The sequence below is a fragment of the Vagococcus fessus genome (assembly GCF_003987565.1).
GTDB classification, from domain to species: domain Bacteria; phylum Bacillota; class Bacilli; order Lactobacillales; family Vagococcaceae; genus Vagococcus_D; species Vagococcus_D fessus.
In genome coordinates this window covers 69,810-89,454 of the sequence record NZ_NGJY01000003.1, presented here as the reverse complement: position 1 = coordinate 89,454, position 19,645 = coordinate 69,810, and the positions used below count along the sequence as shown (strand labels likewise).

The following is a 19,645-nucleotide window of genomic DNA, read 5'->3' as shown; positions in this document are numbered from 1 at the left end:
TTTTTAGAAAACCTATGGGGAGTTAAACTTAATTTTAAGCTTCTATCTGATTTTTATACTTTTCACTCAAAGCAAGCAGAACATCTTTCAATACATCTAAACTAAAGTCATTTTTAAACATATTCATTTTTATAAGAAATTCTTTATTTTTGCTTAATGACTTCCAAAATAATTTTTGTTCACTATTATCAAGTTCAATTCTATACAATAAATTAGCTAATACTAATTTAACATCTCTTGAAACCACATTATTAAAATCAAAGTTATTATTTCCTATGTAGCTGTTCAAATCTTCTTCTGTAAAACTAGGTTGTAAACCCTTAATTGGATTAATTAATAATTGTGCCGCTCCGTTCATCACATTCACAAAACTTATTAACCTATACTGTTGCTCTTCTGTCATCACTTCATAGTCTAAACCATAACTCTTAGCTTCATTAACAGCCTGTGATAAAAATTGCGTTTCATTAATCACACGATCAATACGCTCCTCTAACTCTGTAATTGCAAGTTTATCTTTCTTTTGATCTCTATGACTGATAGCAACCAATATTTTTTCGAGCTTTATATTATCATTTCTATTCTTCAAATAACGAAAGCTACCACCTAATATACCAAGAGAAGCTATCTTAAGAAATGATAGTTTAGATATCATTTCTCTTTTATTAAATTTTTTTAACCACTCTAAAGCCGGATCAGCTGCCATAGATTTTTCAAATATTGAATCCATTGTTTCTTTACAAGATGTACCAAATGATACTGTCGCTCCCATAACTGCCTCAGGAAGCCTCTCAGAAAATAGCTCTGCATTAGATTTGGGCATACCTAACACCTTGTATGTTACTTCTTTAAAATTTGATTCCAAATTTTTAGCATGTTGAGCCCAATTTAAACAAATCATTTTTATTTCTTCTAATTGCTCTTTCTTAGCACTTGGAAACTCTCTAATTTCATCAAAAACCAATTGAATATCATTTAACTTTAAAGATAAATAATTAGCCTTTTGACCAAGTAATACTATTTTAGCATTCATTATTTTTTCTATTCTATCTTCTTCTTCCTCGCTAAGTTGTAACTCTGTTCTTTTCTTAATCATTATCTTACTCCTCTAAAGTAATTATCACCTTTTTGTTTGGTATTCAACACTTTTTCTTTTGGTACTTTTCTTTTATACGCAAGTTCAACAGAAGCATCAAACACTTCAATATATAACTCACTCTTAGTAAAGTCTTGTACCATTAAGAGTAGGTCTTGATCGTCATATTCCAAAGCTAATATTTTTAGACTCGCTATATAATCAACTACTATTTTCTTTTCACGCTCATTCTCATATATCAAACGTGTATTTTTAACATTTCTAACTGATAATTTCGTTTCACCGTACAATGAAATAGTAAATTTCCCGACTCCAACAAGATTTACTCTTAAAAAAAATTCTACTATATTAAAAGACCCACCACCTTTAGCAACACCTCTAGCCGTAGCATCTCCCAAATCAATTAAACAAAATGCCCCATGTGCAACTGTCAACATTCTTTTTACACTAACATTTTTAAAAGGTTCACATTTGTCCCATAACTCTTCAAAGGACCGTTCTCTTTTTTCAGTCGAAGAGAAATACTGAATCATTCGTCTTATTGAGTAAAGAAAGCGAATAACTAGCTCATTAATCACTACTGGTATCATTTGAGTTGTCTGAAATCGTGTATCATATCCTTCGTTATATATTTTTGAAGCAAGTTCATTTATATTCTTATCAAATTCTAACGGCTCAATTTTTAATTTTTTCTTAATAGCTATCACACTATTTGTCCATGTCCATAAAGGAGATGGTATTCCCATACCTCGTGTTTTACTCCCTGATGCCCCAGCTACATCAGACATAAGATGTCCTAACCAATTAACAACACCGCAAAATAATCTACTTATGAAACTATCACCTTGTAGTTTAAAAGAACCATCTGTATTATTTAAAACCTCTAATTTACCGCCACTTACAAAATGTGATTTATTATTAAACTGATCTAATAGTGATACAAACAACCCCAAAATGCTTGGATTATGAGCTATTGATTTAAAATGATGATTTTTAGGGGTTAAATTTTCGATAAATTGTCCAATATCTCCTGCCCCTCTTTGATCATAAGGGACTTTAAATTTCTTTTCTAAAAAACGTATAGCAGAAGAAATCGAGTCACTTTTACTATCTTTCCAACCGTTTAATTTTGCAAAATATTTTGTCCGTTTTTCAAACCATTTATCTGTCATATTCCCCAGTGCAGAATCTTTTGGTACACCTACCATAAAAACATCTATACAACCACAAAGTGCCCCCGAACTAATTGCCAACTGATAATCTAACTTATCACAATCTGGTTTTAATATTTCGATAGAATCCATTGTTTCTTCAAGCTCATCTAGCTCTAACTCCGCATCAATCATTGCTGAGGTAATAGAGGATTTAAATTGAAATTTTTGGTTAGTGTCGCTAATCTCAAGTAACAATCCTTCAACCATTTAATGTCACTCCCTTATCTAAAAATACTTAAAAGAACCTTTATTTATAAGAAATTATAACAAATCTTATAAAACTTATATATTAAAATTTTTTCAATTTATTTTAGTTTTAACAAAGTAGTAACTTTTTAATACTATACTCAGTCTTCTTTTTCAGCTTTTCCTTTCGCCCGTCCCTCTCTAAATCCTTGATGAAATGTTTACTTAGATTTGACTTAACTCCCAACGTCCAAGAAAAATAAACCAAAGAAGCCAGCGGCGCCAAATCCTATTAAATAGTTACCAAACTTAAAATAAAAACTGTCTGCTACAGCAGAGATTGCGATGTAATTAATCACAATCAAATTAATCCTATCTCGCCTAAAACGTGTTTCATTTAAAAAATCATCTAACTTATTTTTACCTTTAATTGAAAAATAACCGATATAACGAGAGTAAGGCTCCCCATTACTAAGCTAGCATGACTCACTCTCCACATACAACTTCTCCTTTACCTTTAAACTATGAAGATAGCTTAATAAGGGTATGTTAACGGAAAGTGACAAAAATAAAAAAACTTACTCAACTCATTTAAAATGAATTGAGCAAGTTTTTTAAAATATCACACGTCCATCCATCACAAGATTTGATACTGATTGACGTAAATCTTCTGACGTTCCTTCTACAAAATCTTTGTCAAATACAACAAATGATGCTTGTTTACCTGGTCCTAAACTTCCCATAATAGCTTCATTACGATTTTGTTTTGCTGCCTCGATTGTAATAGCCTTCAACCCTGTAACAACATCAATTTTTTGGTTTGTTTTGTCTTTAATTGGTTCATCGGAAATATCTTTACGTGTAACTGCTTTATACACGCCATACAATGGTGTTGTTGGATTATTACTAGCGTCACTATGGAAAGATAAGCTGAAATTTTCTGAGTCTTGAACATCTTTTAGACGTAAAAACTCTTGTTGTAAGAATTTTTCTGGATATAAATCAGCTTTTTCCCACATTGACCACACGTCTAAATATAATGGCAACGCTGAAATTTGCATGTGTAAGTTATTGTCATTTACAAACTTAAAGAACTCATCATTAGAGAAAGCAAAATGTTGAATTGAAGCAATGTAATCTTCTCTAGTGTGTAACTCCTGTAACTCCTTAACAAAATGAGCAATGGCTAATTGTGAACTATCGCCTTGTGAATGGACATAAAAATCAAACCCTTGTTTCCAATAATCAATCATATCACCTACAAAAGTTTTCATATTATGACCATTAAAGTCATAATTCCATTCCCCAACATAACCATCTTTTAGTGGTTCTGAAAGCATTATTTGATGGTCAATTACCGCGCCATCAAAGAAAAATTTCAAAGCTTTCATCACTTTAAATTTATCTGTATCATATTTTTCCATATAGCTCATCATTTCATCATATGTGGCTTGATTATCGTTAGCGTTTGTATTTGAAACATGTTGATAGTTAATCAAATAAGAAGAGTGTATTGGATAATCAGGTGTACTCATTTCTTGATAGTATTTAATTTCATCCAAGATATTACCAGATACTCCACCAATATACTCGCCTACTGCGATAACTCCATTGATTTTAGAATTCTCTAAAAACATCAAACGACCTTTTTCAGCATTTTTTGGACGACTAGTTACTGAATTGAGTTTATTCATATAAGGCATGTACGCAGTTTCAACAAAAACACCACAATTCCCCCTCTATTCTATGTTACATTTACCTTTAGAAAGGGGAGGATACCTTATCAAAAGACTAGTTATACTACTAATTTTTATTATTCCCTTTATGACAATTTTGATGCTTAAACACGAGCCAGATATATTTACAATTGACGGTACAATCACCGATACTAAGGGCACCTCATTAACTATTAAGACAACCAATCAAGACTGCTATGTTATCCAAATTCCCTCTCATGCATCAACTACTTTTGAAATGCATGATACCGTTGAAGTTTTAGGAAAAGGCAGACTCTTAGAAACTTATCCTGCGCGAGTCGAACAGGTTTTATCAATAAAAAAGGTATAACGAAAAATCCAGCACTCCTGTGAGTACTGGATTTTTTAATTCTTCTATTATCCCACGTATAGCTTTTTTATTATAAATCCTCAAACGGTTTAAGGGGCTGACCTCCGTTACTAAAACGCTGGATTGTTCCTGATGGGGATACGATAAAATACCCTCTTGCAGGTGAACCTGGATGAATCGATTCAAAATAAACTTGTTGCGACACACCATCATCTGCTACCTTCACTTCTAGATAAGATAATTCTAAACTACTAGTCTCTCGAACGTATTTATCTAAAAACTCTACAACATTTTCACTGGTGATATTTATCTCTTTTTTTTCATCAGAATTCTTACCATACGCACCGGAATAAGCCTTATCAATTGCCTCTTTTTTCGCTGCTTTATTTTGTTCTTCAGTAATTAGCCCTTGGTTAAAAGCATTGCCGTAATAATCAATAATCCCCCAAAGTATCACTTGGTACTCTTGGTTTGATAATCCCGCAGATTCCGGTGCTGGCGATGAGCCTCTTTGTTCTGGTGGCATTGGATTACCTTTCATTGTGAATTCATTATAAGCGTCTATATATTTTTGAGGATTATCCGTTGCCAATAGCTCCGCAACCTGTTGTTTTTTTTCCTCTTCTTCCTGTTTAGCTTGTTCTTTCTTTATTTTTTCTTCTTGCGCCTTTTTCTCTTGTTCTTCTTTTAATTTCTGTTCTTCCTTCACTCGATTTTCTTTTAATTTTTCATCTTGTTTTCTCTGTTCTTGTTCTTGTTCTTGTTTAATCTGCTCTTCTTTTTTTTCTTTTTCCTTACGCTCTGATTCTGTCTCTCCCGTTTCATTTTCCTTCGTTAATTGCTCTTTTCCCACACTCTCATCTGTCTGATTATTTTCAGTATGTGTTGAACACGCACCTAGTGCCAAAGTCGCCATCGTTCCCACTGCCAAAAGCATTAATTTTTTATACATAAAACTCTTTTTACGTCCCATTAATAACTCATCTCCTCTATTTTTATTACATTATTCATTGTGCTATAATTTAAGAATATCATATTGATGCGACTATATATGTCGTTTAGGAGGGCTTATGGCAAAAAAAGGGCAAGAACGACTGTTAGAAATATTATTACGTTTAATGAATGGTGAAACCTTAACCGTTAAAGAATTAGAAAAAGAATTTCCTTGTACAAAGAAAACCTTACAACGCGATTTTAACAAGATAACTAATCTTTTCTCCGGACAACAAACCGAAACGGACCATAATGACCACATACAAGCAACGCTTATTCACGAAAATAACTCTTATCGCTTAGCACATAAAAATCTTTTATCTACTAGCGATATTATCGCCATTTTAAAAATACTCATCTCGACACGCTCTTTATCAAAAAATGAGCTACAGTCACTTATTACAACCTTAAGTTGGCGGGCTTCCGCTGAAGAACAAAAGGTCATTCATCAGCTTATAAATGGGGAGCTTCTTGGCTATCAGGAATTATCTCACAAAAAAGATATCCTTCCTCTTTTAGACTATTGGATTGAAGCGATTATTAATCAAACGACTATTAAAGCGAAATATCGAACAGCCAACAATACACTTACAGAACTGATTGGTACTCCTGAATCTATTCTAGCTGGGGGGAGTTATTTTTATATTAGAATATATACTAAACATTCAGAAAAAGTTAAAAACTTTCGATTAGATCGCTTTGTCTCAGAGATTACCGAGGCAAATGAAACACTTAAAATCCCGCAGGAAAAAAAACTACCACCTGCAGACTTACGAAATAAAAACATATCGATGTTCACTTCTGCCCCAGGTTCTTTAACAGGATTTAAATTCAAGTATTGGCAATCTGAAGAAATTATTTTAGATACGTTTCCAAATGCTACTATTATTCACCCTAAAAACAAAGATTTTATTGAAGTAACGGTGGAGCAAAGTCCTGAAAGTTCACTCTTTTGGATATTGAGCCAAGGAGGAAACATCCAAGTAACTGAACCTCATAGTTTCGTTGAAAAAATCAAAACTATGATTGATGAGGCCAAACAACGCTACAATTAGGAAAAAATAAAAAGCCATGCAAACCGCTGATTTGCATGGCTTTTTTCTATTTTCTTCTATAATACCCATTTACTAATAAGATTATGCTTGTTTCGTTTGGTAGGCTGCTAAGATTAACCGGCCTCTGGCTATAATCATCTCAATAACTGCTTCAAGATTTTCTTTAGTTGGATTCTTTAAATTAAGTAATTCTTTTACTTCTCCTTGTTCATCAATAAACGGGCTTAGAAAGTTAGCTTGCACATATTTTTCCCAACTAATCCCCTCATAATGTTTGACAATTCTTTCTTCTAGAACGCTACCGTCTGAACGTCTAGATTTAATTAGTAGTGTCCTCACTTTTTCTAAATAATCGTAACCTGAATCATTTTTATTAGTCCCTTTTAAACTATTAAGACTATCTCCTTGATCAATAAATTTATCAAGCGGATATAAAACAACATTACCAATGCTGTGCACGAGATGCAACAACTTCTCTACTTCACATTTTATCTCTTCCGATTCTGTAAAAATACTCTCTTGACTAGCTAAATCTGATAAAATATCAGGTAATTTTTTATTGCTATAACGATTACCTGAATGTTCAGGATATTTTGTTAAAAAGCCACTCACATTCTCGTAAAACAAAGGTGCTAAAAAGCTTGCAGGTCCAATAAAAGTGTCTCCCCTGTATATTCTCCCTTGTCTATCACATAACTGATATTTTTTAGGGTTAGCGGGTTGTTGTTCAATGTCCCATCCCTCAATAACTGAAAAAATTATCATGGCCATATAACTGACATCTGGGTCATAACCATCATTTTTTTCGTGTCGAAATTTTTTAAATACTTCGTAACCTGATCCGTGTCCATATTCATTGAGATACTCTTTTAAATCCGTTGTTTCTATAATTTCTAACGTTTTATCAATATTATCATAACTTCCTTTTAACTTTTCAAAATTTAACTTTACCATCAGTCATTCCTCCATTAATTAGATTTTATTATAGACAGTTTTTAACTATACTGTATTTGACTTTTAATTTGTTCGAAACGTTGCAAATTAAGTGATGTCACATGTAACATCTGCTCATTGATTTTATCGTACTGGAAGAAAAATAAATACTTCCCGTGACACTCAATCTCTTGATTTTTTAAGCCTATTTTTTTATGCCAATTTGGACGAGGAACAACTTCTTGGCTAGCTATAATCAGAATATCTTCCTGCCAATACCAATCAAAAGGAACTTGAAATTGCTTAAATATCCAGTGATTCTGATTCACATGATTTAGTCTTGTTAATTCTAATGTGTCACAGTTTAAGACACCTATCGATAACTCTCTACTAAAGGCTAAGCTAGTTTCTTTCACTACTATTCCCTCCTTGTAATTAACTACATCTTTAATACTACCACTACAACGAGACATTATATGTCGCTTGTGATTTTTTTAAAAAATAAAATTTAAAAGTTCAAGTAACAGAATCTACAAGTGCTACCTACGACTGTTATCATATAGTTTTCAAACGTGATAGTCTGACTTTTTCGTTTATCTATTTCAAAATAAGATGCTAGCAATCAACACACTATATGTTTAGTTATCTTTTCTTGTTAATTCTCCTTGGATAATTCTTTCATCAAACATGTATCTATCTGCACACGTATCATATTTTAAAACAGGAACCACACCGGTTAAAGAGGTTCGCCCATCTATATAAAAATGACTGGCTCCATCCCAGAAAACTTTACCTAAAAACTCTTTACCACCAATCTCATCCGTATAAATATGCCCTGCAATAATCGTTTTACTAAAGTATCCAGTTGAATGTGGGTATTTATTGGTCAGCATCTCTGCTGGTGTCCCTACTTTCCAAAAATCATCGATGCTTTCATCTATGCCTGCATGAACAAATAGTTGGTTGTCCGTTTCATATAATCTAGGTCGTGTATATTTATTTCTCAACCATCTAGTCAACCCTAAAAATCTTTCATTACACAACAGCTCTTCACGAAGTACTTGATTAAACCCATCAACCCCCTCTTCTTTCAACAGCACATGCAGCGAAGGGAATATATTTTCAAAAAAGCTTTGTAATGTGCTAAAACCGACGCCTATAGAATAATCGTATAATTCGGGACTATCATCAAATAGCCATTGACAAAACCATTCATCATGGTTCCCCAATAAAACGGTTATTTGTCCAGGAAATGCTAAGTCAATTTCCATTACTTTCTTTAATACATCATAAGAATTCATTCCGCCATCAACATAATCACCACAAAAGACTATTTGATCATCTGAACCGAAGTCCTTTAATAGTCCAGATAAACTTTTTTTCAAGGCAACTATGTCACCATGGATATCACTCAAACTATAAATAAAGGACATTATTTCACCATCTCTTTCATCGGGATTCCAAAATCATTATTAAGTGACACCTTTTATTATAACTACTAATCTAGACATATAATGTCGTTTTTTTCAAAAGGAAGAATTTCAGAAACTTATCTTACACGAGTCGAACAGTTTTTATCACTAAAAAAGAGAGACCGAAAAATCCAGTACTCAACTGAGTACTGGATTTTTTAATTATTCTATTAAACATTCAGATAATTGATATCATTATATTTCTATCAAACTAAAACTTAAAGACATGTATACACATTCCCTTACATGTCCTCTATTATAAATTTTCAATTAACTCTAAATCAGCTACAGATAAGCACCCTCTACTAGTATCAGATGGCCAAACCATTTTTAAATTATCTGGTAAATTATTCACACCTCTAGTTCCTTTTATTACATCATTGTCTGCAACTATTACTACATCATTTTTATGTTTATCGCAAAACTCAATTATTCCATGAAGTTTAGTCCACCTGTAAGTATTTTTATCGAAAAATTCTAATTGACCTTCAGATTTGAAACCAATCTTTTTCTCAATCATCGAACATATAAGAGGAGGACGATCTGTACACCAGATAATTTTTATATCTGCTTCCTTTATTTGTTTTAACCATTTAGCAATATGTTCCGGAATTCCTAAATAGATACCCATACTATCAATCACAACTGCATCCACCCTTTTATACATCCACGGTGCAATCGTGTCATCTATATCTAATAATAAATACTTCATCCTATCTCCCCTTTTCATATTTAAATTTATCTCTTTCAACTACTATAATATGATTATATCACCCGAAAGCGACATTATACGTCGTTTGAAAGTGTTTTGTAGAAAAGATAGGGTAAAACCGAATACAATTGTCCTAAAAACTATCATAAAATCAAGACACAATTAAAAGCACGTATACATTCTCTGATAATAAATATGAAAAAGAACTCATCCCTTAAATATGTTTACATCTGGAGCAGATAGTCTTTTAGGAGTTCCCTTTAACTATTGGGGTTCTGAAGAATATATAAAAGATTCTTTCCCTGATGTGGTTGTTGAAAGAATAAATACAGAATATTTTATTAAGGTTAACGTATCACACTATATAGAAAATACTATTCCTTTAATTTTAAGTTTAGGTGATAAAGTTAAAAGCTATTATTAGTGTAACTAATCAGCGATACCTATAAGAAAAAGCATGCAGAAACACTCCTGCATGCTTTTTTATTATTTATTTTCTTCGATAGCAGCGTTATAGCAGTCTACAATTGATTCTGAGCGTTTTTCAAAAGCTTCAGTGGCATTTTCTATAAATGTTTTATCAGCACCAATATCTTTAAACCTTGGTGTAGATGGTTTATCATAATCTTCAAGCCTTTGTGTAAATGCCACGCCACCTTCTGTATATGGGTCAAAAGCTTCCAAATACAATAACTTAATATAATTATCGTAGCTACCAATAGCATCAAACCAGAACTTATATTCTTTGTAGAGTTCCACTAATTTATCATCTGCGATGATACCTGGCTTTTCTGTAGCCTTTAGTTCCGAATAACGAGTTTCCCTTTGTTCATCTGACGAACTATCATTTAATTTCTTTTTAATTACACAATTCTCTTCTTCGTAATCAGCATCAGTCCTCATTACATCATACCATCTTTTTACAAATACCATATGATCCGTAGGGTTATCTTCTTGAGTAGAGTTTTTTCCACCACGAGCTGTATTTAAAGACATATTTTTAAACTTACCATTTTTTATATGCGGTATCGGCAGCATCCCACCGATTGTTCTTGTTCTTGTAAATAACTGATTTACTATTTTTTCATTCTTATTCTTAATTTCCACAATTTCTTTCTTTTTAGACGAAGCAAAGTTAGTAAAAGGATAGAGTGTATCTAATCTAATATCAGTATATTCTGGAACCTCACCTGTAGTATTTAGTGTAATAACATACCTGCCATTATCTTCTTCTACTTTACCCCCTTCAAAAATATTATCAATTCCTAAGTCTTCACACCTTTTTTCAAGAACTTTTTTAAATATTTCAACATATGGCTTATAGCAATCGACATCATATTTACGTCCTTCAGGAATAATATTTTTATCTTTATATTTTAGGTGGTTATTTAACCCCTCGTTCTTTTTATATGAAATAGCCACTGTATTTTTCTTATTTTCCTCTTCAACGCGATCAAATACCATTATAAAACCATCGAAAATATGATTCTTTCTTATTTCAGCAATATAATAATTTGTATCTTTAACCATACAATCATCTCCTATCAGTTTATTATTTGTACCATAAATCAATCATACCACACATATATATACACATAATGTATTATTGTCAAATTGGAACGTTTTTTGAATAACTATATGTTTTCTCTATCAACTAAAAAAGATAGAAACCTCTATATCAAAGATTTCTAGCTTTTTAGTTACTATACATATCTTCGTAGTAACCTGTATATTTTCCATCTGTACACGAACCTAACAAAGTTACTTGACTACTCTGCCAATAACCAATCTACAATATAAATAATTGGAATCCCATCTACTTGCTCTACATCATGGTATCTACCCGTTATTACTATTTTTTTATAATTATCTTTGATATTTAAAAGGTTATCCGTTTCATGTGTATTATTGGGTAAGTCATATGCTACTTGTACGTAAAGCGTCTCATCTAGTTTTCTTGCAACAAAATCGATTTCTTTACTATCAAGTCTTCCGACATCGACAGTATAACCTCTTCTCTTTAATTCTATGTACACAATATTTTTTAAACGATTACTATAATTACCGTCTTTTCTGCCAACAGCATTTCTCCGTAAGCCAGAGTCTACAATAAAATATTTCCCATTCGTTCTAAGGTATTCTCGCCCACGAATATCATATTGTTTGGCGCGATAAAATAAATAGCCATTCTCAAGCAAATCTAAATAACGATTGACAGTATGAGTAGATGTTTCAACACCTTCACTTTTTAAAGTATTCACAATTTTTGATGCATTAACTAACTGACCAACATTATCTGACAAAAACCTGATGATTGATTTTAAAGCTGTAGGATCTTTGACACCTGCTCTTAATGCAACATCATTTAAAACGATTGAATCAAAAATTCCAGATAAAATCGTATCTTTAATGGATTCTTCTGCAATGATAACACTAGGAAATCCACCATACTTTTCATATTCATCATAAGCAGAATCTACTTTACGCGAATCTGGTTCAATTCCTTTTACACTTAAAAATTCATGAAATGAGAATGGATAAATTGGAATTTCAATATAGCGCCCACTTAAAAGTGTAGCTAATTCACCTGATAACATGTTTGCATTTGAACCTGTAATTATAATGTCACTATCGAAACTAACTCGAATTCCATTAACAACTCGTTGCCAACCGTCCACAACTTGAATTTCATCAAACAAGAAATAAATTTTTTCATTATCTTTTGGGAGCAATTCATTCAATTTTTCACGAAATTTTTCTTCAGTTGTAATTGTCTGATAGTCAAAGCTTTCAAAGTTCATGTAAACGATGTGGTCCTCGGGTACATTTTCTTGTAGTAAGTATTCTTTAAAAAGCATTAATAGGACTGACTTTCCAGAACGACGTACCCCTGTAATAACCTTTATGAAATCAGAATCTTTAAATTGGATAAGTTGCTTAAGGTAAATAGGTCTTTGAAACATCTCCACCACTCCTTCGAAGTAAACTTCTATTCATTTTCAATTTCATCATTATTTGAAGTTAACTTCAAATAATGACGTTTTTTATAAATTAAAGAAGTTCAAATACGTAGACTATTGTATGCAATAGTCTACGTATTTTTGATAACTAATCCCAGAGTTGGGAAGTCGTTTGTGAAGCTATTTCAAAAATAAAAAAATTCTGAATGTATCTTTTTCATACACAAAATTTCTAATACTCAACTAACTGAAGTTTAATTTTTAACCCTGACTTCTTCCTATTCATTATGTAATTAGATGAAGTTATTTATTTTTCACTTATGTATAAAACATGTTTTTTTAAAATTGAATCCTGAGAAACGTTAGGATAACCAAACTCAGATAAAAAATTCATTCCTATTCTTTTCATGACCTGCTCCGATGGGGTATTGATTGCAGCTGTGAAACTATAGATTTTTGGAATGCCCAATGTATTATGTCCATACTTGAGTGTCGCCTCTGCTCCTTCAGTTGCATATCCTTTATGCCAGTATTTTTTTAATAACCGCCAGCCTATTTCAACTTCTCCTCGTATATCCGAGTCGAAAGTTATTTTAACCAAACCTATAATGCCAATGAATTCTCCGGAATCTTTAAGTTCAACTGCAAACTTTGAATAACCATATGACTGTTGATGATCAATAATTTTTGAAATATACTCATTCGATTGTTCTACAGTCATTGGTTCAGGAAAATACTTCATGACCTCCGGATCACTATTCATCTCATAAATATGCTTGTAATCCTCTTTTTTTAGCTCCCTAAAACCAAGACGATTTGATTCAAAAACATAACGTTCCATTCTACCACTCCTTTATTAATCAATATGACTCATGATCTGCATTACTTTTAACTATATCTCTTTCAATTCTTCTAAACTATTGAGTACATTTTCTCGTATTTCAGCATAATAAACAATTTGTTTTATCGTCTCATTCACTTCATTGAAACCTATTTTTTGTTCTTCCAGACTACAATCAATCCCTAACACACGATTAAGATTGAATGCTAGCCACTCTAGTCTACCATTGTTACTATCGTAAATAACATTCCAATCAGTCGGTAATTGTCCACCAGCTTCATGGTATGACTGAATCAATACTTTAAACAAGTGATAATCTATTTTAGATATACTATAACCTGACCAACACAATGCCACCTCAAACAGTTCGAGAAACGGACTTGAATACGATAGCGTTTCTAAGTCAATGATTCGATAATCCTGTTCATGCCACAAGACATTTTTACTGTCCATATCATTATGACAAATGGTTAAAAGTGGTGGTATATTTTTAATAGCTTGATTGCCTCTTCTTTGACTCTCATATAACAAAGAACGATTTTCCTTCAAAAGCTCATAAATCCCTTTATCATAGTCAACCATTTTTTCAATGTAGTCATCCCAGTTAATTTGGATGTCGTGACTTTCGAAAGGAACCTCTTTCTGATCGATTTGATGTATTTTGGCAAGTGCATTGCCTATTTCCCAACAATGCATTGGGTTAATCTCTTCAATTTTTAAAGACTTTCCTTCATACCATTCATATATGTAAAAAAATTGCCCTTCGATTTCTTGCATTTTTTGACCATTAAATGTCATTGCTGGCAGAATAGGTATTTGGCTTTCTTCGACTAACTTTTCTAATTGTTCCGCAGCTTGAAAATTGGCCATTGCGGTTTCTCGTTTCATAATATAAGGATTTAACAATTTAATAGCGTATTTTCCTTTAGTAGTAAATAAAGCATACATCTGATGCATAAATCCACCCGTCAGTTGTTTAGGTTCTGACGATAATGTCCCTAAATCTAATTGTTGAGCTATTTTTTTGATTATCAACAGATTACCTCCCGTATTTCAATTCAAATACTTTATTTAATTATACCTATTAATGACTTAATAGTAAAAAGGGAGTGCAAACATTTCTATATGGCATTTACCTATCTTTTTTTATTACCCCACTGACCCTTCCATTAAACATTTGGATAATCAGTAGCATTATATTTGTATCAAACTCAGTAAACATACTGATTCTTTACTTTTAACAAATCAATATGAATCATTCGTTTTCACTCAAATGACATTTAACATTGCATTTAGTTTTTGAGAAGCTATTTCAGAAATCAATATTTAATAATATATCAATTCATCACTACAAACATATAAATAATTTGTGTCATGCTTTTAACCTCAGCCCACTATTTCTACCCCTAACATCCCCGCTAAAACTTCAACGTGAGCAGAAGACATTTTGCAGCCATATATGTCCTCTGGATTAGCTCCTAAGCCAACAATAATATTGCTACTAAAATCTATCTTATTTAATTTAGTCGAATTAAAATTAACTCTAATTAATTCAGATGATTCAAACTTTGTTTTAAGTAGTTTACATTCAATTAAATCCGCTTCGATAAACCGACAATTTCTAAACGTACTCCCTTTAAAATGACTCATTGAAAAATTAGCATATGACAGGTCACAATTTTCAAATATGCATTCTGAAAAATAACTATCACTAAAATCACAACCTAGCATTTTACAATTCTTAAATGTAACTCTAACATTACTTGAAAATTGAAATCTAGAATTAGAAAGATCACAGTTCTCAAATACTGAATCGATTACTTCCATTTTATCGAATACGACATAATTCATCGTTGTCTTTTTAAAATAACATAATGATATGTCTAACTTATTTATTTCATCACCCTCAATTATATCTCTTTCTATAATATACTTTCTCATAAACATATCTTCTTCAAAGTAAATATCCCTGAAACGATATTTATTAAGACCATTAATATCCATAACTGCCTCCTAAAGATGTTTTTCTTAAATTATAGAACATAAAAAAAATAATCTATTAAATTAAAATGAGAGGTTTTAAGGCCGTTTAGGTAAGGCATAGTTTCTTCAAAATTTTAAATTCAATACAATTCTCCTATGAAGCAGATAAACCTTATTTTTTTAATCAAATTTTTATTATTTTAAAAATCATCTAATAACTACCGCACCTATTGCCTATTATTAATTGGATTTTCTCACTCAAAACAAAAAGGCTATAAACGCTGTATTATCAACATTTATAGCCTTTTTTTATTACCCCACAGATACTACCAATTAAAAAAACAACGATACGACTTATATTCTAAAGCGGTGTTTTTATAGTTGTCTCAACCAATGAGGGAAGTTTCCAAGTTAAGCTGCCAACTTGAAAACTTCCCTCATTATTTTTACAACTCTTCCCCATTACTCCCTATAACTTTTTTATACCAGTGGAAGCTGTCTTTTTTGTATCTGTCACCGGTTCCTTCGCCGAGGTCGTTGTAGTCAACGTAGACGAATCCGTAGCGTTTGCTCATTTCGGCTGTGCCTGAGCTGACTAGGTCGATTGGGCCCCACGGTAGGTAACCTAGTAGCTCGACACCGTCTTTGACTGCTTCTTTCATTGTCTTGATATGTTCTCTCAAGTAGTCTATACGATAATCGTCGTGGACCGTGCCGTCCTCAAAGACATCTTGGTAACCGAAGCCGTTTTCTGTGACCATTAGTGGTTTTTGGTATCTGTCCCAGTATTGGCTCATGCTGTTGTAGAAGCCAAGTGGGTCAATCGTCCAGCCCCAGTCATTGGCTTTTAGATGTGGATTGTCTGTTATATCAGCGGCATCCATACTGTTTTTACTAGCGTCTACGGTACGTGAGTAATAGTACGAAAAGGCTAGGTAGTCAGAGGTATTATCGTGTAATAATCGTTCGTCCTCTTCTGTTATCTCGATGTGGATATTATTTTCACTGAACCAACGTAACATCGGTCTTGGATAGCTTCCACGAAGGGCCACGTCTGAGAAGAAATATTGCATTCTGTTACGTGTCATGGCAAAGCTCACGTCTTCTGGCTTACACGTATGCGGATAGAAGGTGCAGTCCGCTAGCATGATGCCTATTTGTGGATTCTCTGGGATCTCTTTCGCGATTTCTTTTAGCTTCGCATTAATTAAGAATTGATTGTGAATCGCACGGTACTGGTCTTCTTCAAAGTTTTCACTTTGGTCTAAAACAAGTCCTAAAGATTTAAACCCACAGTATTGAATTAAATTAATTTGGTTGAATGGAATCCAGTAGCGCACACGGTCTGCATAGCGTTCTAATAACACTTTACCGTAGCGAACCATCATCTCGATGACTGCTTTATTTTTAAAGCCGCCATATTTGGTTACGATGTTTAACGGGATATCATAGTGTAGCATCGTCACGATGGGTTCCATGCCATTTTTGACAATCTCATCAATGACCTTATCATAAAAAGCTAACCCTGCTTCGTTTGGTTCTAGCTCGTCTCCTTGTGGGAAGATACGAGGCCATGCTATGGATAAGCGGAATGAATTAAAGCCCATTTCTTTCATTAGTGCGATGTCTTCTTTATAACGGTGGTAAAAATCATTTCCCTGACGTTTTGGGAAGTAAGACGTTGTGTCATTAATTGCAGCTTGCAAACTCTCTGCAGTGTGCTCGTCCTCCACGGTTAATTTACGGTCAACACCTGTATGGTAACGGTGAATATCTGACGTGGATAATGAACGGCCATCTACATCGTATGCTCCTTCAATTTGGCAAGCTGCGGTAGCTCCACCCCATAAGAAATCTTTCGGAAACCCTTTTTTTAATTCATACATTGTTTAATCCCCTTTCAATCTAATACAGTGACAACAGGTGACGGGATGCTTACGATTGGTGCGACATTTTTTCAAATAACTCAACAAAAATCGACATTAATTTGACTTCACTAGCAATGGTCATCAGTGTATCTTGAGCATGAGCAAATAACAGACTGTGCTCGTGTTTCTCGCCGCCCATTTCAGCTTGAATAACATTAGTTTGAGAGCGGTGAGCTTTGACGATTTCATCGTGTGCTTCTTTTAAGGCTTCTTTCGCTTGATCAAAGTGACCGTTACGAGCAAATTCAATGGCTTCATACCCTTTCACTCGCCCATCTCCGGCATGGATAATAATGGTCATAGCCACTTCGATTAATTCTTCTTCACTTTTCATTAGGCAACTCCTTCTGTTAGGGCGACTTCTTCAGCGAGCACTTGCTTTTCGTATACTCTAAAGAATGGCAGGCAGATTAACCAGTAGAGGATAAATAATCCCACATAGAAAATCAGGGCGCGCCAGTCTTCGGTAATCATGACACTTGAAAATGGAGCAGGAATTTGGCCGACTTGAATCATTTTACTTGGAATGTTTAACAAGCCCCAGCGCATGCCGAACCAAATCACGAGCGGACCTACAAGGGTGTTGACCCAAGTTGGCACCATTAATAACGGGTTCATCACGACTGGTCCACTAAACATGATCGGTTCGTTGATGTTAAAAATAGAAGGACCGATACAAATCTTACCAATGGTACGCAGTTTAACTGACTTAGAGCGCATCATCAAAATATTTAAAACTAAGGTCGAACCCATGCCTCCCATGGTAATCAGGGCGGCAGTAAAAACTGTTTCGCTTGTCACAATATTCGTTGCGGCATGTCCCGCGTGGACGGCTGCGATATTGGCATTAATCCCTGCCATATAAATCGGTGTAGAAACTGGGCCAAACAACCAACTGGAAATACCAAGTGTATAAAGGAATGTAGGAATGAAACATAACAGGATAAAACCAGGTAAGGTCTGACCGAAACTTTGCAGTGGTGAGAAAAGTTTGATAATCAGGTCAAAAATATCCATGTTAAAACGGAAAATGAGGATGGCAGAGAAGCCAATTGAAATGGTAATAGGAATGATGTTGTGAATCCATTCCACTACAAAATCGGGAATGTCTGATTCTTTAAGGAAATTGAGGTTGCCATAGTGATGAAAGACAAGCGCGACGAAGAGACCGGCAATCATACCGACTAAAATACCAGTTGGGCCTAAGCGCTCAAACTGAACGGTCATGATGCCATCGGTAACATCTGGGTTGCAATACATGAGGAAAACAGAAACGGAAACGAGACTGGCAGAGACGGTGTAACCTGGATGTTTTAACTTCTCCATGGCTTGATTGGTCACCATGAAGGCAGTAATCAACCCAATCATGCCAAATGTGTAATCAGCAAGCTTGCCAAAATCAGGTAGAAAATCTAAATAAGAGCGAAATACGTTATAAAAAAAGACAATCGATCCTGTTAGGATAAAGGGAATTAATTTTTGCATGGAACTGGAAACAGCCGCAATCCACGGACGTTTCGTTAGCTCTTGCATGGCAGGTGCAAAGGATTCTTCTAGCCAGGTCATAAATAATGTCATCACTCAGTCCCCGCTTTTTCTAACTCAGACAGGGCTAATGCTAGAACACCTACTCCGTCTAATAGTCCGTACATTTCTTTTGGGATGACTAGAACTGGTAAGTTATACGGCGCGGCCATCTTCGCCATCTCATCACGTAAGTTGGCATAGTGTGGGCCTAATAATAAAATATCGATGCTATCAAAATACTGAGGGACTTCACTCTCGCCACGGGCTTCGACGGTAACATCTAAGCCTTGTTTTTTCGCTGCCTTACGTGCTTTTTGTGCTAATAAGCCACTAGACATTCCGGCTCCACAACAGAGCATTATTTTCTTTGTCATCTTCTCTCGACTCCTTTTTAATACTTAGAGCGACAGTCAGTTGATTTTTTTCCGAACAATTGGCGGCCAGTAATAGACAATAAAAGTAAGAAATAAACCGCCATTAATGATAAAAGAGCACAAAAAGAGAGGCTGAACAAGTATCTGTCCAACCTCTCTGACATAGTTAAATAAGGCTCCGCACAACTGGATAAAGCACTCTTTTTTGTTCGCTAAATAAACTTTTAAAAGCCCATAAATTCAAGACAAAAATCGTTTACATTTTATCCAGTTGGTGTTAGCATTAACTATGGCAAGCTTGTTG

Annotated in this window: 20 protein-coding genes; 2 read left to right on the top strand and 18 right to left on the bottom strand. The window is 33.9% G+C overall.

Going from position 1 to position 19,645, the window contains the following annotated elements:
* Positions 1-34 precede the first annotated feature (34 nt).
* The 4 genes from CBF31_RS08680 to CBF31_RS08670 all read right to left on the bottom strand — a co-directional run bounded on the left by CBF31_RS08680 (position 35) and on the right by CBF31_RS08670 (position 4,199).
* Positions 35-1,096: a hypothetical protein gene (locus CBF31_RS08680; RefSeq protein ID WP_126832095.1), complete on the bottom strand. Its 1,062-nt coding sequence runs from the start codon at positions 1,094-1,096 to the stop codon at positions 35-37.
* On the bottom strand, positions 1,096-2,517 hold the full coding sequence (locus CBF31_RS08675; protein WP_126832093.1) for a hypothetical protein: 1,422 nt from the start codon (positions 2,515-2,517) through the stop codon (positions 1,096-1,098). Before CBF31_RS08675 ends, CBF31_RS08680 begins: the two co-directional genes overlap by 1 nt.
* 215 nt (positions 2,518-2,732) lie before the next feature.
* Entirely contained in the window at positions 2,733-2,855 is a 123-nt protein-coding gene (locus CBF31_RS11265) for a hypothetical protein (protein WP_281272817.1), read from the bottom strand.
* A gap of 255 nt (positions 2,856-3,110) precedes the next feature.
* Complete coding sequence (locus tag CBF31_RS08670; protein WP_126832091.1) at positions 3,111-4,199, bottom strand: amidohydrolase family protein; 1,089 nt, start codon at positions 4,197-4,199, stop codon at positions 3,111-3,113.
* Between the two features lie 133 nt (positions 4,200-4,332).
* Here CBF31_RS08670 and CBF31_RS08665 point away from each other — a divergent pair, with 133 nt between their 5' ends.
* A complete protein-coding gene (locus tag CBF31_RS08665) occupies positions 4,333-4,563 on the top strand; it encodes a hypothetical protein (protein ID WP_126832089.1) in 231 nt (76 codons plus the stop codon).
* A gap of 70 nt (positions 4,564-4,633) precedes the next feature.
* On the opposite strand, the gene CBF31_RS08660 is transcribed toward CBF31_RS08665, so the two are convergent.
* On the bottom strand, positions 4,634-5,536 hold the full coding sequence (locus CBF31_RS08660; protein WP_126832087.1) for a hypothetical protein: 903 nt from the start codon (positions 5,534-5,536) through the stop codon (positions 4,634-4,636).
* Positions 5,537-5,633: 97 nt separating this feature from the next.
* On the opposite strand from CBF31_RS08660, the gene CBF31_RS08655 reads away from it, so the two are divergent.
* Complete coding sequence (locus CBF31_RS08655) at positions 5,634-6,611, top strand: helix-turn-helix transcriptional regulator (protein ID WP_126832085.1); 978 nt, start codon at positions 5,634-5,636, stop codon at positions 6,609-6,611.
* Between the two features lie 81 nt (positions 6,612-6,692).
* Here CBF31_RS08655 and CBF31_RS08650 read toward each other — a convergent pair whose 3' ends face one another.
* The 13 genes from CBF31_RS08650 to CBF31_RS08590 form a co-directional block, all read right to left on the bottom strand.
* Entirely contained in the window at positions 6,693-7,565 is an 873-nt protein-coding gene (locus CBF31_RS08650; protein WP_126832083.1) for a hypothetical protein, read from the bottom strand.
* A 41-nt stretch (positions 7,566-7,606) separates the two neighbouring features.
* On the bottom strand, positions 7,607-7,960 hold the full coding sequence (locus tag CBF31_RS08645; protein ID WP_126832081.1) for a hypothetical protein: 354 nt from the start codon (positions 7,958-7,960) through the stop codon (positions 7,607-7,609).
* A gap of 222 nt (positions 7,961-8,182) precedes the next feature.
* Positions 8,183-8,977 (bottom strand): metallophosphoesterase, encoded by a 795-nt coding sequence (locus CBF31_RS08640; RefSeq protein ID WP_126832079.1) that lies wholly within the window; start codon positions 8,975-8,977, stop codon positions 8,183-8,185.
* A gap of 295 nt (positions 8,978-9,272) precedes the next feature.
* The gene (locus CBF31_RS08635) at positions 9,273-9,728 is read right to left on the bottom strand and encodes an HAD family hydrolase (protein WP_126832077.1); all 456 of its coding nucleotides are present in this window, start codon (positions 9,726-9,728) and stop codon (positions 9,273-9,275) included.
* A 486-nt stretch (positions 9,729-10,214) separates the two neighbouring features.
* On the bottom strand, positions 10,215-11,258 hold the full coding sequence (locus CBF31_RS08630; RefSeq protein ID WP_126832075.1) for a hypothetical protein: 1,044 nt from the start codon (positions 11,256-11,258) through the stop codon (positions 10,215-10,217).
* A 239-nt stretch (positions 11,259-11,497) separates the two neighbouring features.
* On the bottom strand, positions 11,498-12,691 hold the full coding sequence (locus CBF31_RS08625) for an ATP-binding protein (protein ID WP_126832073.1): 1,194 nt from the start codon (positions 12,689-12,691) through the stop codon (positions 11,498-11,500).
* A gap of 304 nt (positions 12,692-12,995) precedes the next feature.
* Positions 12,996-13,529 (bottom strand): GNAT family N-acetyltransferase, encoded by a 534-nt coding sequence (locus tag CBF31_RS08620; RefSeq protein WP_126832071.1) that lies wholly within the window; start codon positions 13,527-13,529, stop codon positions 12,996-12,998.
* Positions 13,530-13,580: 51 nt separating this feature from the next.
* Positions 13,581-14,564 carry a phosphotransferase enzyme family protein gene (locus CBF31_RS08615; protein ID WP_126832069.1) on the bottom strand — a complete coding sequence of 328 codons (984 nt, stop codon included), beginning with the start codon at positions 14,562-14,564 and terminating at the stop codon, positions 13,581-13,583.
* Between the two features lie 351 nt (positions 14,565-14,915).
* Positions 14,916-15,470 (bottom strand): pentapeptide repeat-containing protein, encoded by a 555-nt coding sequence (locus CBF31_RS08610; protein ID WP_170167917.1) that lies wholly within the window; start codon positions 15,468-15,470, stop codon positions 14,916-14,918.
* Between the two features lie 488 nt (positions 15,471-15,958).
* On the bottom strand, positions 15,959-17,398 hold the full coding sequence (locus CBF31_RS08605; RefSeq protein WP_126832065.1) for a glycoside hydrolase family 1 protein: 1,440 nt from the start codon (positions 17,396-17,398) through the stop codon (positions 15,959-15,961).
* Between the two features lie 49 nt (positions 17,399-17,447).
* Entirely contained in the window at positions 17,448-17,774 is a 327-nt protein-coding gene (locus CBF31_RS08600; protein ID WP_126832063.1) for a PTS lactose/cellobiose transporter subunit IIA, read from the bottom strand.
* Positions 17,774-19,018, bottom strand: a complete 1,245-nt coding sequence (locus tag CBF31_RS08595; RefSeq protein WP_126832061.1) for a PTS sugar transporter subunit IIC — start codon at positions 19,016-19,018, stop codon at positions 17,774-17,776. Before CBF31_RS08595 ends, CBF31_RS08600 begins: the two co-directional genes overlap by 1 nt.
* The gene (locus tag CBF31_RS08590; RefSeq protein WP_245977948.1) at positions 19,018-19,341 is read right to left on the bottom strand and encodes a PTS sugar transporter subunit IIB; all 324 of its coding nucleotides are present in this window, start codon (positions 19,339-19,341) and stop codon (positions 19,018-19,020) included. The genes CBF31_RS08595 and CBF31_RS08590 overlap by 1 nt, the downstream gene beginning before the upstream one ends.
* Between the last annotated feature and the right edge of the window lie 304 nt (positions 19,342-19,645).